The organism is Methylobacterium sp. Gmos1, assembly GCF_053764715.1.
In genome coordinates this window covers 452,781-467,099 of record NZ_JBSNCC010000001.1, presented here as the reverse complement: position 1 = coordinate 467,099, position 14,319 = coordinate 452,781, and the positions used below count along the sequence as shown (strand labels likewise).

The following is a 14,319-nucleotide window of genomic DNA, read 5'->3' as shown; positions in this document are numbered from 1 at the left end:
GAGCGCGGCGCGCAACGCCGACGAAGCCCGACCCTTCGATCGCGGGGTTCTGGCAGCCGGGATTCCGAACGTCAATCCGACGGAGCGGAGTCGTTCGCTTTATCGAACGCTTGTTGCCCGGACAGCGCATGATCGACCGCGCGCACGAGGCTGCCCAGCGCCTGGCGGCGATCGTCGTCGAGATGGGCATCGGCGGCCAGGGCCACGGCGTGAGCGAAGCCGGTCCACGCCTCGACCGCCTCCAGCCGTGCCTGCGGCCGGTCGCTGAGTCCGGGCTGGGCGGCATCGCGACCCGGCATGGTCTCGAAGAAGTACCCGACCGGTACGTCGAGAACGCGCGCGACGACGCCCAGGTCGGTGGCACTCAGGCGGTTGGCGCCCTTCAGATATTTCCCGAGCTGCGAGAGCGAGACGTCGAGCGGGGAGGCGAGGGCCTCCCGGCTCAGGCCGGCGCGCAGGCGCCGCTCCTCGATCAGGCTGCCGATATGGACGTCCCGGTGGTCCGCAGGTTTCCCGGCCATCTCTTCGGCTCGCAGGTCTGCCCGCGCGTCGCGCCGCGGCATGGAAGGCAACGGGCTGATTGTTGATTCCCGATGGTTGCGATCGCGTAAATGCCCGCGTTTTCGGCGAACGCTTCATTCGCCATAGCGGATGACGTATGCGGCGGGGCCTCATACCTCGCCTTAACGACCGGCCTGCAACGGTGGGGCACGCGCGGCGACACCGCGCGGGAGAGCGGCGGCGTCGACCGTGCCGGGGCCACGGGTCGCGACAAGGCCCTACGAGGAACGTCATGGTGCATCCCGCTCCTCTCCTCCCCGGTCGGCCGGCGTCCCGGCAGTCCTGAGCGATGCTCTCGACCACGGAGATCTGCCTGCGCCTCGGCGCGGCCGTGCTCGCCGGGGGGCTCGTCGGCATCAACCGCGAGATGCATTCGAAGCCCGTCGGCGTGCGGACGCTCGGCCTCGTGGCACTCGGTGCGGCGCTCGTGACCCTGGCGGGATCCGGATTCTCCGGCGACGGGACCGACGCGAATGCCAGCCGGGCGATCCAGGGCACCATCACGGGAATCGGCTTCCTCGGCGCCGGCGTGATCGTGAAAGGCGAGGCCGGCCGGGTGCACGGCCTCACCACCGCGGCGGCGATCTGGGTGACCGCCGCCCTCGGCATCATCTGCGGCCTCGGCGCCTATCGTCCGCTGGCACTCGGCACGGGGTTCCTGCTTGCCACCCTCCTGATCGGCGGCGTCATCGACCGGGCCATCGATGCGCGGCGCAGGCGAGGCGGAGCGGGAGCGCGGGCGGAGGACCATCACTGATCCCGGATCCGGAAGATCACCTCCCGATCCGGTATCAAGAGCCCGCGCGCTGAAGCCGTTGGCTTCGCGGACCAGAGCGAACCCGAAATCCGCATCGCGAAGGCGATCCGGCAGGATCGCCTGAAGCAATCAGTCGGATTTCGTATGGCGGGCGCCGCCCGAAGCGGCCGGGACCCATGGGCGAGCGGCCGACGTCAGGGGCGCGCCGGCCGCGTCTCCGACGATATCGTGAGAAGGAGGGAGGCCTCGATCACGCGCCGGCCCGATGCATCTCGCACGACGGCGCGGCAGCGCGTCGCGTCCCCGGTCCACTGCTCGGCGGTGACCATCTCGGTCAGGACGGCGCGGACATGATGGAGCAGGGCATTCGTATCGGGCAGCTCGACTCCTACGTCGTCGATGACCACCGTGCCATCGACTCTGTCGACGTAGTAGCAGGGCATTGGGTCAACCTTCCGCAAACGTTCAGCAGTCGACACTACTGACTACATACCGATAGGTTCCCGACGCCGCGGGGAACGGCCGGCCCGCCGGGCGGCTCACAAGCGCCCAAAAAAAGGAAGCCGCCCTCGCGAGCGGCTTCAGTCGGGGAGGAAACGCCCTAGGAGGGCAGCAGCACCGCGACATCTCGACGATGCTGCGATGCACCAATTCATGTTGCGGCGCATCGTTCCCTCCGTGGGACGCCGTCTCCCGAAAATCTCGACCCGAAGAGTCCCGGCACAAGAATATCGGTGCTCGGGTCGCCCCGAGCGCTCGCGCGATCCACTCGCCGGATCGCGGGCGGTCGTCGTGCCGCAGGTGGCCGGCGGCTCCCTCCCGAACTTCGCAGCGCGGCACGCGTAGTACCGGAACAGCCGTCCCTCCCGCGAGGAGGAACCACGCCCCCTGACGCGAGGCCATACCATGAGCTACGACAGCGACGTTCCTCCGCACCTGTCGGCGCAGCGCGCCGATCCGCCGGCTCCGATCGACGATCCGAAGCCCAATACGGCGATGCTCAAGGGCGATATCGATTCCGGTCGCAGCGGCGACAAGGTCGAGGTGTTCGATCCCGGGATGGCGATGCTCGGGACCTGCGAGGAGGCGGGCGGCAACGCGCTCTCGCCGAAGGACATCGCCCGGGCCCGCTTCGCCGAGATCAAGGAGCGGTGGCGCTTGTCGCCGCGCAAGCCGGGCTACGCGCATGACCGCGTCGACCCGACGCTGGCTCTCTATCTCGGATTCATCGGCGTTGCGGGCGTCGGCCTGTCCGCGGCGATCTGGCTCGTCCGGGCCGGCGTGTGACGAAAACCCGGGACCACGGCCGGCCCCGATGCACGATCGGGCCGCGCAAAGGGCCGGCGCGCGTCGTCAGGCGCGCCGGAAGGCCAGGGCCGCCCGGAACGGCGCCGCCACCAGGTTGAACAGCGCGCCGACCGTCAGGACGAGGATGACGGAGAGGAGAGCGCCGAAGATGACGATGAAACGCATGGTGCCGCCTCGCTGAAGAGCATCGGGCCGCGTCGCCGGCGGCCGTGTCAGCAGGCACGAGGCACCGCAAACAAGGCGGGAGTGTGGACTGGCGGCCACGCTCAAGCTCGAATTCTCGAGCGCTGCGACCGTCGGTCCCACCGGCGGCATGGTGAATGCCCGGCGGCGCGTCGCATGCGAAACGCCCGCCGGAGGGTTAGGACCTCGGCGGGCGAACCGTCATCGGGGATTGGGGAATCCGCTGCTAGTCCGGGAACGTGCTGCAGGCGGAGTGGTTCCGGGACGAGGTCATGGCTGCCCGGCTCGCACGGACGCCTCGACGGAACGGCCCGACCGGCGCCGTCGTCCGTTCCTTAGAAGACATCGTCATCGGAGATCGTCCGCCCTGCGCAGGGCCGGGCCACGTGCCCGATGGACGGCAATCGGCCGCCCAGCCTCTGGCCGCAAATGGCTTCCGACGAAGCGCTGGAAGATGCGTGGCGTCCCCGGCAGGGCTCGAACCTGCGACCCCAGGTTTCGTACCACTTCGGCTTTCGCCGCCGCCGCGAGGCGTTCGTGGTCTGGACTATCCCTTCACCGTAGCCCCGCGAGATGCCCCGCCGGAGCCCTTAGGTGCCGCCCGTCTAGTCTCTACACCTTCCCGGCCTGGCGGGCCGGGCTTGGCTCGGGATCGGCGTGAGCCGCACCCGCGGCTCGACGCTTTCCCCGACTTTGAGCGGATCCGCCGCGCGGTTTCCCGGCGCGACGCCCAATTCGGTTTAGGAAACCTGTGCTCTGTCCAGCTGAGCTACGGAGACCCACGGGACGCCTCTTACCATCCCGGCCGGTTTCCGCCAACCTCGCCGATGGCGGCACGGCCGGATCTCCACGACGGGTCGTCCCACACGGGTTTACCAGCATGAGAGGACGGATCGCGGCGGGTCTCGGCCTCGCGCTTCTCGCCGGGGCGGTGCAGGCGGCAGCCCCGCGCGGGCGCGAGGCGCCGGCCTGCCGCGGGCGGATCGCGGGGCAGGACCGGATCGAGGCGGTGGTCGCGCGGGGCGAGCTTGTCCTCGCCTCCGGGCGGCGCGCGCGCCTCGACGGGCTGCGCTGGCCCGACGACCCGGCGGCGGCGGACGCCGCACGGACCTGGCTCGCCGGGCTCGCCGGCCGCCTGCTCGCCACCCGCGAGGCGCCCGAGCCCGACCGCTGGGACCGAATCACCCTCGACGCCGCGACCCAGGGCGAGGCGCCGGTGGACCTCGCCGGCGGGCTCGTGGCGGCGGGCCTGGCCCAGGTCGATGCCGGGGAGGGCGACAGCCTGTGCCGCCCCGGCCTGCTGGCGCTGGAGGACGCGGCCCGCCGCGCCGGGCGCGGGCTCTGGGCCGGGACGGCGCCGGTGCCGACGGAAAACGTGTCCGTCCTCAAGGAGATGGCGGGTCGGTTCGCGGTCGTGGAGGGACGCGTCCGCAACGTGGGCGAGCGCGAGCGCCGGACCTATCTCAACTTCGCCCCTTTCGGCGCGGAAGGTGTTACGGTCACGGTGTCGAAACGCACTTGGCGGATCATGCTCGAACGTGGTTTCTCTTCCTCAGCGCTTCGGGGGCGGCGCGTGCGGGCTCGCGGCATCGTCGAGCTGTGGCGCGGGCCGACCCTGGACATCGGCGCGGCCGAGATGATCGAGTTGCTGGACGAGGAGCAGGCGCCGCGGCGCTGATCGCCATGGGGTGGTCTTTCACGCGAACACAGCCGGCCCGGCGCGTGGCGGCGGCCCTGTTGCCGATGGGGCTGCTCGTCGGCGCCTGCACGGCCGACCAGACCGGCGCACTGGCGCCGGTGGCGGCCGTCGTGCCGCCGGAGGCGCCGCGCACCACCGGGCGCGACCGGCCGGCCAACGACGCCGACCACGCCAAGCTCGTCGCCTCGTTCGGCGGGGAGTACAAGGCGCCGTCGGCGTTGCGCCTCGTCAGCGACGTCACCGACCGCCTGGTCAAGGCGACCGAGCGGCCGGACGAGACCTACGCGGTGACGCTGCTCGATTCGCCAATTGTCAACGCCTTCGCGCTGCCGACCGGCCGGCTCTACGTCACCCGCGGGCTCCTCGCGCTCGCGGACGACACCTCGGAGCTCGCCGCGGTGCTGGCGCACGAGATCGCCCACGTGACCTTGCGCCATGCCAGCGCCCGCACCGAGATGGCGCTCCGCTCCGAGCTCGTCAGCAAGGTCGTGGCCGACGTGCTCAACGACCCGGCGACCGGCGCCCTGCTCCAGGACCAGTCCCGCTTCGTGCTCGCCCGCTTCTCGCGCACGCAGGAATTCGAGGCCGACCAGGCGGGGGTGCGCACGCTCGCCCGCGCCGGCTACGACCCGTTCGGCGCCGCGCGCTTCCTCACCGCGCTCAACCGCACCACGGCCTTGCGCGCCGGGGCGGGGCTCGCCTCCGAGCCCGACATGCTGGCGACCCATCCGAGCACGCCCGAGCGCATCACCCAGGTGACGCAGGCGGCGCGGCGCATCGGGGCGCCTGGCCTCGGCGTCGACGACCGCAACCGCTACCTCGCGGCGATCGACGGCATCGCTTACGGCGACAATCCCGCCGACGGGCTGATCCGCGGCCGCCGCTTCATCCACCCGCGCCTCGGCGTCGCCTTCGAGGCGCCCGAGGGGTTCGCGCTCGACAACACCGCCCGCGCGGTGCTCGGCACCACCCCCGACGGCAACCGCCGACTGCTGTTCGACGCCGTCGAGACCAATGCCGGCCAGGGGCTCGAAGAGGTCCTGAAGGCGACCTGGAACGACGCCATCGAGACCGGCAGCTTCGAGAACCGGATGCTGAACGGCTTCCCGGCTGTGACGGCCATCTCGAAGGGCAAGGAGTGGTTCTTCCGCCTCGCCGCGGTGCGGGTCGGCACCAACACCTTCCGGATGATCATGGCGGCCAAGGGCACCACCGATCCGGAGCCCGCCTTCGGCCGCTGGCTGTCCAGCATCGCCCTGGTGACGCCCGAGGAGGCGCGCAGCCTCAAGCCGCTGCGTATCCAGATCGTCACCGCCGCCCCCGGCGACACCGCCGAGAGTTTGGCCCAGCGCATGACCGCGGTCGACCGGCCGCTCGAGCGCTTCCAGGTGCTCAACGGGCTCGACAAGGGCACCCCGCTGCGGGCCGGCCAGCCCTACAAGCTGGTGGCGGAGTAGGGGAGGCGGGGCCTGACCCCACGGGACGTTTCTCGGCACCGCCCCGCTTCTCAACCCCGGCCGACCGTGCTATCTGGACGGCCGCCGCGGGTGTAGCTCAATGGTAGAGCAGCAGCCTTCCAAGCTGAATACGAGGGTTCGATTCCCTTCACCCGCTCCAGCTTTTCCATTCATTTCGCTGGTATCTTGAGCCGCCCGAGGGGGCTCGGCGTCCGGGGCGACACGACGGGCAACGCCCGACAGATCCCGCAGGCGGCATTTCAGTCGTCCGGACGAGGCTGAGCCGTCTTGCTCGCGCCCCTCCAGATCAAAGGAGGGGACTGGTTCGGCGTCGAGCAGAATCAGGATTTCATTCGCCCCATCGAGCCTCGGATCTCGTCGCCGGCGATGGCGCTTCATCCCGCTCCGGGGGCGGGTGTCCGGGGAACCGAGTGGACAATCCGGCGGCCACAGCCGTCGTGGCGATAGCCAAGAGCGCGGAAGTCTGCTCCAACTGCTCCCACCGCCTCACGGCGCGCCCGCACCGTGTCGCCCGGAACCGCGTCGGAGATGCGATTGTGACCCCCACGCCGCAGGCCGGAATTTTCTGGGCGGCAGGGGATTAGATCGAGTTCAACGGCGAAGCTCCGTGTTAGGTCCTGTGCAACCGAGTGTCCTCGTTTTCGTCTGTCGAGCCCGCATGACTGCTTCCATCCGCACCCTCATCGCCGGCCTCGCTTTCGGCGCTGCTCTCGTGCCTGCCGCCGCTGCGGATCTGCGCTACGCTCCGCCCCCGGTCCCCTATGCTGCTCCGGTGCAGCCGCTCAGCATCGTCTCCGAGGTCCGGATCGGCGGCTCGGTCCAGGATCCGGGCAGTGCCGAGGGCAAGGCCCGGGGCTTCAACACCGAGAACGTCAACGGCGAAATCCTGTTCGCCAAGCCGATGGTGTTCCAGGATCCCTTCTGGCAGGCCTTCATCCCGCGCCCGACGGTCGGCGGCAGCTACAATACCGGCGGCCGGACCAGCTACGCGTATCTCGGTGCCACGTGGACCGTCGAGGTCTTCCCGGAGACGCTGGGTCGGAAAGTCTTCATCGACGGCTTCTTCGGCGGCGCGGTCCATGACGGCTATACCGGCCCGAAGATATCCACCCCCTACGGCTTCAACACCCTCGGCTGCTCGCCGCTCTTCCGCGAGGCGGCGGCCCTCGGCTACCGCCTGACGGAGCACTGGTCCATCATGGCCACCATCGAGCATATGTCGAATGCCGGCCTGTGCGCGAACAACCGCGGACTGACGAATTACGGCGCCAAGCTCGGCTACACGTTCTGAGCGTGTCCGGTCGGCCGGGGGGATGAGCAAAGCCGGTTTTTCGCCGTGCGATGCGCTTGCATGGCCATCGTCGAGCGATCGATCGAACGCGGTACCATAGAAGGCTATCTCGACGCTTCGCACGCGCGGTCGCCCCGGGCTGGCCCCAGGGCGCGGCGAGAGGTCAGAAATCCGGGGCGGCCGGGGCCAGCAGGGCGGCCTTGTCCTTCGGTCGGTCGGTCGGCGACGAGCGCTTCCGTCGTGACGAGCAGGCCCGCCACGGAGGCGGCATCCTGGAGCGCCGTGCGCACCACCTTCACCGGGTCGACGATGCCGGCCTCGATCAGGTCGAGGTAGGTCTCGGCTTGCGCGTCGAAGCCGTAGGTGTCGGACTCGCTCTCACCCACCTTCGCCACCACGATCGAGCCCTCGACCCCGGCATTGGCGGCGATCTGGCGGATCGGCGCTTCGAGGGCCTTGAGCACGATTTTGATGCCGGCCGCCACGTCCGGGTTGCCGCCCTGGAGCGCCGCGACCGCGCCGCGCGAAGGCCGGGCGCCCTCCTGCGCGACCTCGTCCTGCGCGGTCTCCTGCTGCCGCGTGCGAGCGGTCTTTCCGTTACGCCCGGGGCGGCCGACCGGCTGTTTGCCGGTCATCCGGCGGACCTGATGCCCTACGCGCCACCCCGCCTCCTCGACCTCGACGCCGCCTGCGCCTGGCTCGCCGGGCGCGTTGCCTATGCCGGGCGCGTCGGGGAGGGAGCCGTTTCATCGGCCGCACCAGAGCAAGACCCGGGACGCGAGGACACGGCGCTCAGATGTGGTAGGTGAGGCTCGCCTCGGCCTCCGCCTGCGGCATCGCCCGCATCTGCTCCAGGCTCAGGTTGTCGAGGATTCCCGCGATGCTGTTGCGCACCGCCAGCATCGCGAGGCGCACCGCGCAGGCCGCCTCGTCGGCGCAATCCTCGCACGGGCGATAGGCGGTGCGGCTGGCGCAGGGGAGCGGCGCCAGCGGACCATCAAGCGCGCGCACGACGTGGCCGACGCGGATCTCCTCGGCCGGGCGCGCCAGGGCGTAGCCCCCGCCCGGCCCCTTCTTGCTGTGCACGAAGCCGGCATTGCGCAGGTCGCCCAGGATCGCATCGAGGAACTTCTTCGGGATCCGGTGCGCCTCGGCGATCTCGGCGACGCCGACGCGGGCGCCCGGGGACAGCCCGGCGAGGTGGACCATCGCCTTGAGCCCGTACTTGCCCTTGTTGGTCAGCATCGTCGTCCTGCGTGTGGCGGGGATCCGCGAGAGGGGCGCATCTGGCAAGCGGTGCCGGTAAGACGGGGATCTGTCGACCCGTTCCGTAGACTTCCTGCCGGGCCCCGTCTGCCTCCGCGGGCCAGAGGGTGGCAGCCGCCACCGATTGCAGCACATAGTACATAAAAATAATTGACTAAATAGATTGCCGCTGTGAGAACCTCACCATCGGCGGGTGCGATCCGCCCCGTGCAAGCGAGGCTGAGGACGTGGCGCGCGCAGCCCAGGGACGCCGGCAATGACCTGACGATCCGGCAGCTCTCCCTCGCCGACGCGGGTGCGCGGGGCCTGCGCTTCCGGCGGACGGCCCGCTCACCATCCGGGTCGGCGGCACCTGCCACGTCCCGGGCCCCGTTGGCTTCCTGCTCAACCCTGCCGCCGCGTCGGTCGCGGCCCGGTCCCTCCGTTGGCGCACCGCCTGAAGGATCCTGTCCCATGCCCCCACCCTCAGTCCCGCTCTTCGGGCGCCGGAGCTTCCTCGCCGGGGCGCTCGGCGTCAGCGGCGGTGCGCTCGCCGCCGAGGGGTCGTTGCAGGTGCCGGTCTGGACCCGCGAGCAGGGCAGGGGCGTGGCAAGTCCCGCCTACGGCGCGCCCTCGTCCTTCGAGCGCCTCGCCCGCAAGCCGCGCACGAATCCGGCCTTCCCGGGCGCTGCCTCGACCGGGACGCCGCTCCAGCACCTCCACGGCACGATCACCCCGAACGGGCTGCATTTCGAGCGCCACCACGGCGGCGTGCCGGCGATCGACCCCGAGCAGCACCGCCTAGTGGTGCACGGCCTCGTCGCACGTCCCCTGATCCTGACCATGGACGACCTCGTGCGCTTCCCCAGCGTGTCGCGGCTGCACTTCCTCGAATGCTCGGGCAACACCCCGTCCTGGCAGAGCACCAACCCGGCCTGGACGGTGCAGGACACCCACGGGCTCCTCAGCTGCGCCGAGTGGACCGGTGTCGAGCTGGCGACGCTCCTCGACGAGGTCGGGGTCAGGCCGGAAGCCTCGTGGCTGCTGGCGGAGGGGGCGGACGCCGCCGCGATGACCCGCAGCCTGCCGCTCTCGGCCCTCGACGGCGCGATTCTGGCCTACGCCCAGAACGGCGAACGCTTGCGGCCGGAGCAGGGCTATCCCTTGCGGCTGTTCCTCCCCGGCCTCGAGGGCAACCTCAGCATCAAGTGGCTGCGCCGGATCAAGCTCGGCGACCGCCCGTTCCAGACCCGGGAGGAAACCTCGAAATACACCGACCTGATGCGAGATGGCACGGCGCGCCAGTTCACCTTCACCATGGAGGCGAAGTCCGTCGTCACCACGCCCTCGGCCGGGCACCAGCTCAAGGAGCCGGGGGCCTACGAGATCTCCGGCCTGGCCTGGTCGGGGCGGGGCCGCATCACCGGGGTCGAGGTCTCGGTCGACGGCGGCGCCTCCTGGCGCCCTGCCACCTTGCAGGAGCCGGTGCTGTCGCGCTGCCTCACCCGCTTCCGCCTGCCCTGGTCCTGGGACGGCGGTCCGGCCCTGATCCAGAGCCGCGCCACCGACGAGACCGGCTATCGCCAGCCGAGCCGCGAGGCACTGGTCGCCGCCCGCGGCACGAACTCGATCTACCATTACAACGGCATCTACGGCTGGCAGGTCGCGGCCGGCGGGAGCGTGCGGCATGTGGCGTGAGATTGTTTCGGGAGCCGCCGTTGGCGCGGCTTGCTTGATCCTCGCAGGAACGCCCTCGGCCGAACCCCTCGGCCCTCACCGCCTCGGCCGGCCCGCGACGCCGGACGCGATCGCGGCGTGGGACATCGACGTGCGCCCCGACGGCGCCGGCCTGCCGCCCGGCCACGGCAGCGTGGCGGAGGGCCGCGCGGTCTTCGCCGCCCGCTGCGCCGCCTGCCATGGCGAGACCGGCCAGGGCGGGGCGGCCGACCGGCTGGTCGGCGGGCAGGGCACGCTCGCGAGCGACAAACCCGTGCGGACGGTGGGCAGCTTCTGGCCCTACGCCACGACGGTGTTCGACTACGTCCGCCGGGCGATGCCGTTCGACGCGCCGCAATCCCTGTCCGATGCCGAGGTCTACGCGGTCTCGGCCTACCTCCTGCACCTCAACGGGATCGTTCCGGCGGATGCCGTCCTCGACGCGAGGAACCTGCCCGCCGTGGCGATGCCGAACCGGGCCGGCTTCGTGGCGGATGCGCGGCCGGACGTGAAGGCGCCGTGAGGGCGCCTCGCCCGGTTCCCACGGCAACGCCGCTGGATCGCGCGAGGATGCGCCGACGGGACGTGCCTTCGCGTGATCCGCCCGATCCGGCGCGGTGACGCCCCCCAGGACGCTGCCGGGTCACGGATGCGCGCAGACCCGCGCCGCTCCTCGCGAGTTCGGCGCATCTGGCCCCTTGCAACAGGTTAGCCGGCTTCCAGATCATCGCAGGTGATCACTTGGGGGGCGGACGGACATGCTGGGCTGGTTCCGGGCGTTGATGCCCAGGGAGGACCGCTTCTTCGACCTGTTCGAGCGGCACGCCCGCACGCTGGTGGCCGGCGCGGAGGCGCTGGAGGACCTGCTCAAGGGCGGCGAGGACGTGCCCGACTTCTGCCGGATCATCGCCGAGCGCGAGCAGGAGGCCGACGAGATCGCCCGCGAGGTGCTGGAGGCGGTGCGCCGCAGCTTCATCACGCCCTTCGACCGCGGCGACATCAAAGACCTGATCCAGTCGATGGACGACGCCATCGACCAGATGAACCGCACCGCCAAGACCATCACGCTGTTCGAGGTGAGGAGCTTCGATCCGGTCATGCGCGAGATGGGCGGGACGGTGCTGGAGGCCGCCCGGCTCACCGCCGAGGCGGTGCCGTTGCTCAACGGCATCGGCAAGCACTCGACCCGGCTGGCCGAGCTCACCGAGCGGGTGGTCCAGGTCGAGGGGCGCTCCGACGCGCTGCACGAGCAGGGCCTGAAGGCGCTCTACCACGCGCAGAGGAGCGGCCCCGACCGCAGCGACCCGATGGCCTACATCGTCGGCAGCGAGATCCTCGGCCACCTCGAGGACGTGGTCGACCGCTTCGAGGACGTCGCCAACGAGATCAGCGCCATCGTCATCGAGAACGTGTAGGAGCCTGGATCGTGGAGGCTGCCCTCTCGCTGCCGCTGCTCGCCGGGCTGATCGCCGTCGCGCTGCTGTTCGACTTCCTCAACGGCCTGCACGACGCCGCCAACTCGATCGCCACCATCGTCTCGACGCGGGTGCTGCGGCCGCAATACGCGGTGGTGTGGGCCGCGTTCTTCAACTTCATCGCCTTCCTGTTCTTCGGCCTGCACGTCGCCCAGACGCTCGGCACCGGCATCGTCGAGGCGAGCCTGGTCGATGCCCGGGTGATCTTCGGGGCGCTCGCCGGCGCCATCGCGTGGAACGTGCTCACCTGGGTGCTAGGCATCCCGTCGAGCAGCTCGCACGCGCTCGTCGGCGGCCTCGTCGGGGCCGGGCTCGCCAAGGCCGGCTGGCAGGCGGTGGTGTGGGGTGGGCTCGGCAAGACCGCCGCCGCCATCGTGCTCTCGCCGCTTCTGGGCTTCGCCCTGGCGCTGCTCCTCGTCCTGATCGTCTCCTGGCTCTGCGTGCGCTCGACGCCGTTCGCGGTCGACCGGCGCTTCCGGATGCTGCAATTCGTCTCCGCCTCGCTCTACTCCCTCGGCCACGGCGGAAACGACGCCCAGAAGACGATGGGCATCATCGCGGTGCTGCTGTTCAGCCAGGGCCATCTCGGATCCGACTTTTACGTCCCGCTCTGGGTGGTGCTGTCGTGCCAGGCGGCGATGGCCGCCGGCACGCTGCTCGGCGGCTGGCGCATCGTCCACACGATGGGCTCGCGCATCACCCGGCTCACGCCGATGCAGGGGTTCTGCGCCGAGACCGGCGGAGCGCTCACCCTGTTCGGGGCGACCTGGCTCGGGGTGCCGGTCTCGACCACCCACACCATCACCGGGGCGATCGTCGGGGTGGGGGCGGCGCGGCGCACCTCCGCCGTGCGCTGGGGCGTGGCGAGCGACATCGTGGTGGCCTGGGTCCTGACCCTGCCGGCGGCGGCCCTGATCGGCGCGGGCGCCTACGCCCTCACGTCGCTGGTTGCCTGAGCACGTCCGTGCCGAAGCCCCGCAAGGCCAGATCCACACCGAAGAAGGCGAGCAGGAAGCCGACGCGCGGACGCGAGAAGCTCCTGCGGCAGGTCGCGGCCCTGCCGGTTCGCCGCGATGCGGATGGCGTCGTCGAGGTGCTGCTGGTGACCTCGCGGGAGAGCCGGCGCTGGATCGCCCCGAAGGGCTGGCCGATGAAGGGCCGCAAGCCCCACCGCGCCGCCGCCATTGAGGCGCGGGAGGAGGCGGGCGTCGTCGGGCGGATCGGCAAGGAACCGGCCGGGCACTACACCTACGACAAGCGGCTGCCGGATGGCGGCGTGGTGCCGTGCCGGGTGGCGGTCTACCTGCTCGCCGTCACCGGGACCCTGGACGAGTGGCGCGAGAAGGGGCAGCGCGACCTGCAATGGGTCAGCGGCGAGGCGGCGGCGGCGCTCGTCCAGGAGCCGGAGCTGGCGGCCCTGATCCACGACCTCGCGCGTCTGCTGGCCATGGCGGATGGCGGTCCACCGGGGGCTTGAGGCGCGCTCCCAGGGCAGTGTCCGATCCCGTCGCGACCGGACATTGCCGCCGGGGCTTGATCGTGCCGCGTCTCCTGCGACGAACCGGCCTCCGTTTCGTCGAAGGAAATTCTGCAAAATCAAAGATCGGGAGCGCGATTGCAGCGCGATCGTGAAGCGCTCTAGCCCGGCAGATCCAGCCAGACCTCGACGTTGCCCACCGGCACCCGATAGCGCGATCGCGAGAGATCGACGCTCGCGACGGCCGTCGGCAGCCCTTGCGCCTTCAGGATCTGCGTGAGCCGCTCCGCGAGCTTGTCGGCGGCGGCCTTGTCCTGCTTGTTGAACCAGCGCACCTCGTTCAGGCCCTTGTTGACGTCGGCCTGCTCGATGTCGGGCACCTGATAGCCGAGGGTCCTCAGCGCCGCGGCGATCGCGTCGGGCTTGCCCGGCGCCGCCGCGTACTGGATCGAGATCGTCGGCAGCGGCGGATCGGCGTCGACGGGCAGCCAGTACTGCGTGCCGAGCGTCCGGTCGTAGGCGATCGGATCGCCGGTCGCGGTGACGACGGAGCCGGCCCGCAGCACGCCGAGGCTCGGCGCCTGCGTGGAGTCGCCGCTCGGCTTGCCCTGGCGCAGGACGATGTTCTTCGTCAGCGTCAGGCGCGCGCCCGTCCTGACTGTCGAGGGCACCACCCCTCCGGCGAGGTTCGGCTTGTCGTCCGAGCCGATCCACAGATAGCCGGAGATGCGCCCGGCCGCGCGCGGTAGGCGTCGAGCACGGAATCGGGCACGAAATTCGCCGCGAGGGCGGCCTGGTGCGGGACCGGGAGCAATCGGGTGGCGGTCGCGGTCGGCGGCGGATCGCCGGCGGGCGGGACCCTCGCGGCGGGTCATGTGGCCGCGGCTGAACTTCGGCGGAGTGCCGTTGCACTCGTGCATGATCTGCCGGGCGTGATCGCCCGATCCGCAAGCCAATATCCCAGGGTAGTGACCCATGCCGGCGGCGTTGCCGGCGGTGCCTGCTGGCGGCAGGCAGCCGGTCGCCGAGGTCGTCGTTCGGACGATTATCGCCGCTCATGGCGGCCTGCGTCTTCGTTTCGCGAACTTCGGAAAGACCGTCATCGCGACGGCAAACACGGAGATATCCG

The 14,319-nt window shown here is 70.8% G+C and carries 14 protein-coding genes, 1 tRNA gene and 1 pseudogene; 11 read left to right on the top strand and 5 right to left on the bottom strand.

All coding sequences use genetic code 11. From position 1 onward, the window contains the following. Positions 1–71: 71 nt before the first annotated feature. Positions 72–563 (bottom strand): helix-turn-helix domain-containing protein, encoded by a 492-nt coding sequence (locus tag ACS5PV_RS02120; RefSeq protein WP_455393716.1) that lies wholly within the window; start codon positions 561–563, stop codon positions 72–74. Positions 564–850: 287 nt separating this feature from the next. Here ACS5PV_RS02120 and ACS5PV_RS02115 point away from each other — a divergent pair, with 287 nt between their 5' ends. Next, positions 851–1,318 carry an MgtC/SapB family protein gene (locus ACS5PV_RS02115; RefSeq protein WP_455393715.1) on the top strand — a complete coding sequence of 156 codons (468 nt, stop codon included), beginning with the start codon at positions 851–853 and terminating at the stop codon, positions 1,316–1,318. 194 nt (positions 1,319–1,512) lie between these two features. Here ACS5PV_RS02115 and ACS5PV_RS02110 read toward each other — a convergent pair whose 3' ends face one another. Next, complete coding sequence (locus ACS5PV_RS02110) at positions 1,513–1,761, bottom strand: DUF6894 family protein (RefSeq protein WP_455393714.1); 249 nt, start codon at positions 1,759–1,761, stop codon at positions 1,513–1,515. A gap of 463 nt (positions 1,762–2,224) precedes the next feature. Here ACS5PV_RS02110 and ACS5PV_RS02105 point away from each other — a divergent pair, with 463 nt between their 5' ends. From ACS5PV_RS02105 to ACS5PV_RS02085, 5 genes are all read left to right on the top strand, one after another. Beyond that, positions 2,225–2,605 (top strand): hypothetical protein, encoded by a 381-nt coding sequence (locus ACS5PV_RS02105; protein WP_455393713.1) that lies wholly within the window; start codon positions 2,225–2,227, stop codon positions 2,603–2,605. Between the two features lie 1,084 nt (positions 2,606–3,689). Continuing rightward, on the top strand, positions 3,690–4,487 hold the full coding sequence (locus ACS5PV_RS02100; protein WP_455393712.1) for a DNA-binding protein: 798 nt from the start codon (positions 3,690–3,692) through the stop codon (positions 4,485–4,487). Between the two features lie 5 nt (positions 4,488–4,492). Next, the gene (locus ACS5PV_RS02095; RefSeq protein ID WP_455393711.1) at positions 4,493–5,965 is read left to right on the top strand and encodes a M48 family metalloprotease; all 1,473 of its coding nucleotides are present in this window, start codon (positions 4,493–4,495) and stop codon (positions 5,963–5,965) included. 86 nt (positions 5,966–6,051) lie between these two features. Further along, positions 6,052–6,125 (top strand) — tRNA-Gly (locus tag ACS5PV_RS02090). A 519-nt stretch (positions 6,126–6,644) separates the two neighbouring features. Continuing rightward, a complete protein-coding gene (locus ACS5PV_RS02085; protein ID WP_455393710.1) occupies positions 6,645–7,277 on the top strand; it encodes an acyloxyacyl hydrolase in 633 nt (210 codons plus the stop codon). A gap of 104 nt (positions 7,278–7,381) precedes the next feature. On the opposite strand, the pseudogene ACS5PV_RS02080 reads toward ACS5PV_RS02085, so the two are convergent. Both ACS5PV_RS02080 and ACS5PV_RS02075 read right to left on the bottom strand, forming a co-directional pair. Beyond that, positions 7,382–7,804 (bottom strand): annotated as a pseudogene (locus tag ACS5PV_RS02080) (TCP-1/cpn60 chaperonin family protein); the annotation flags it as partial. Between the two features lie 265 nt (positions 7,805–8,069). Next, complete coding sequence (locus tag ACS5PV_RS02075; protein WP_455393709.1) at positions 8,070–8,522, bottom strand: RrF2 family transcriptional regulator; 453 nt, start codon at positions 8,520–8,522, stop codon at positions 8,070–8,072. A 474-nt stretch (positions 8,523–8,996) separates the two neighbouring features. Between ACS5PV_RS02075 and soxC the strand changes: the two genes are divergently transcribed. The 5 genes from soxC to ACS5PV_RS02050 all read left to right on the top strand — a co-directional run bounded on the left by soxC (position 8,997) and on the right by ACS5PV_RS02050 (position 13,190). Beyond that, entirely contained in the window at positions 8,997–10,220 is a 1,224-nt protein-coding gene (gene soxC / locus ACS5PV_RS02070; protein WP_455393708.1) for a sulfite dehydrogenase, read from the top strand. After that, complete coding sequence (locus ACS5PV_RS02065; protein ID WP_455393707.1) at positions 10,210–10,761, top strand: c-type cytochrome; 552 nt, start codon at positions 10,210–10,212, stop codon at positions 10,759–10,761. The genes soxC and ACS5PV_RS02065 overlap by 11 nt, the downstream gene beginning before the upstream one ends. Before the next feature lie 235 nt (positions 10,762–10,996). Then, positions 10,997–11,653, top strand: a complete 657-nt coding sequence (locus ACS5PV_RS02060) for a DUF47 domain-containing protein (protein ID WP_455393706.1) — start codon at positions 10,997–10,999, stop codon at positions 11,651–11,653. Positions 11,654–11,664: 11 nt separating this feature from the next. Continuing rightward, positions 11,665–12,669, top strand: a complete 1,005-nt coding sequence (locus ACS5PV_RS02055; protein ID WP_455393705.1) for an anion permease — start codon at positions 11,665–11,667, stop codon at positions 12,667–12,669. A gap of 8 nt (positions 12,670–12,677) precedes the next feature. Beyond that, positions 12,678–13,190, top strand: coding sequence for an NUDIX hydrolase (locus ACS5PV_RS02050; protein WP_455393704.1), 513 nt, complete (start codon positions 12,678–12,680; stop codon positions 13,188–13,190). Positions 13,191–13,351: 161 nt separating this feature from the next. Here ACS5PV_RS02050 and ACS5PV_RS02045 read toward each other — a convergent pair whose 3' ends face one another. Continuing rightward, positions 13,352–14,065, bottom strand: coding sequence for a hypothetical protein (locus ACS5PV_RS02045; RefSeq protein WP_455393703.1), 714 nt, complete (start codon positions 14,063–14,065; stop codon positions 13,352–13,354). Positions 14,066–14,319: the final 254 nt, after the last annotated feature.

What these genes read in the sequence shown, in the direction of transcription:
- ACS5PV_RS02105 (WP_455393713.1), top strand. Translation starts at nt 2,225, where the DNA reads ATGAGCTACGACAGCGACGTTCCTCCGCACCTGTCGGCGCAGCGCGCC.
- ACS5PV_RS02075 (WP_455393709.1), bottom strand. Translation starts at nt 8,522, where the DNA reads ATGCTGACCAACAAGGGCAAGTACGGGCTCAAGGCGATGGTCCACCTC.
- ACS5PV_RS02120 (WP_455393716.1), bottom strand. Translation starts at nt 563, where the DNA reads ATGCCGCGGCGCGACGCGCGGGCAGACCTGCGAGCCGAAGAGATGGCC.
- ACS5PV_RS02115 (WP_455393715.1), top strand. Translation starts at nt 851, where the DNA reads ATGCTCTCGACCACGGAGATCTGCCTGCGCCTCGGCGCGGCCGTGCTC.
- ACS5PV_RS02045 (WP_455393703.1), bottom strand. Translation starts at nt 14,065, where the DNA reads ATGACCCGCCGCGAGGGTCCCGCCCGCCGGCGATCCGCCGCCGACCGC.
- ACS5PV_RS02100 (WP_455393712.1), top strand. Translation starts at nt 3,690, where the DNA reads ATGAGAGGACGGATCGCGGCGGGTCTCGGCCTCGCGCTTCTCGCCGGG.
- ACS5PV_RS02085 (WP_455393710.1), top strand. Translation starts at nt 6,645, where the DNA reads ATGACTGCTTCCATCCGCACCCTCATCGCCGGCCTCGCTTTCGGCGCT.
- soxC (WP_455393708.1), top strand. Translation starts at nt 8,997, where the DNA reads ATGCCCCCACCCTCAGTCCCGCTCTTCGGGCGCCGGAGCTTCCTCGCC.
- ACS5PV_RS02110 (WP_455393714.1), bottom strand. Translation starts at nt 1,761, where the DNA reads ATGCCCTGCTACTACGTCGACAGAGTCGATGGCACGGTGGTCATCGAC.
- ACS5PV_RS02095 (WP_455393711.1), top strand. Translation starts at nt 4,493, where the DNA reads ATGGGGTGGTCTTTCACGCGAACACAGCCGGCCCGGCGCGTGGCGGCG.
- ACS5PV_RS02060 (WP_455393706.1), top strand. Translation starts at nt 10,997, where the DNA reads ATGCTGGGCTGGTTCCGGGCGTTGATGCCCAGGGAGGACCGCTTCTTC.
- ACS5PV_RS02065 (WP_455393707.1), top strand. Translation starts at nt 10,210, where the DNA reads ATGTGGCGTGAGATTGTTTCGGGAGCCGCCGTTGGCGCGGCTTGCTTG.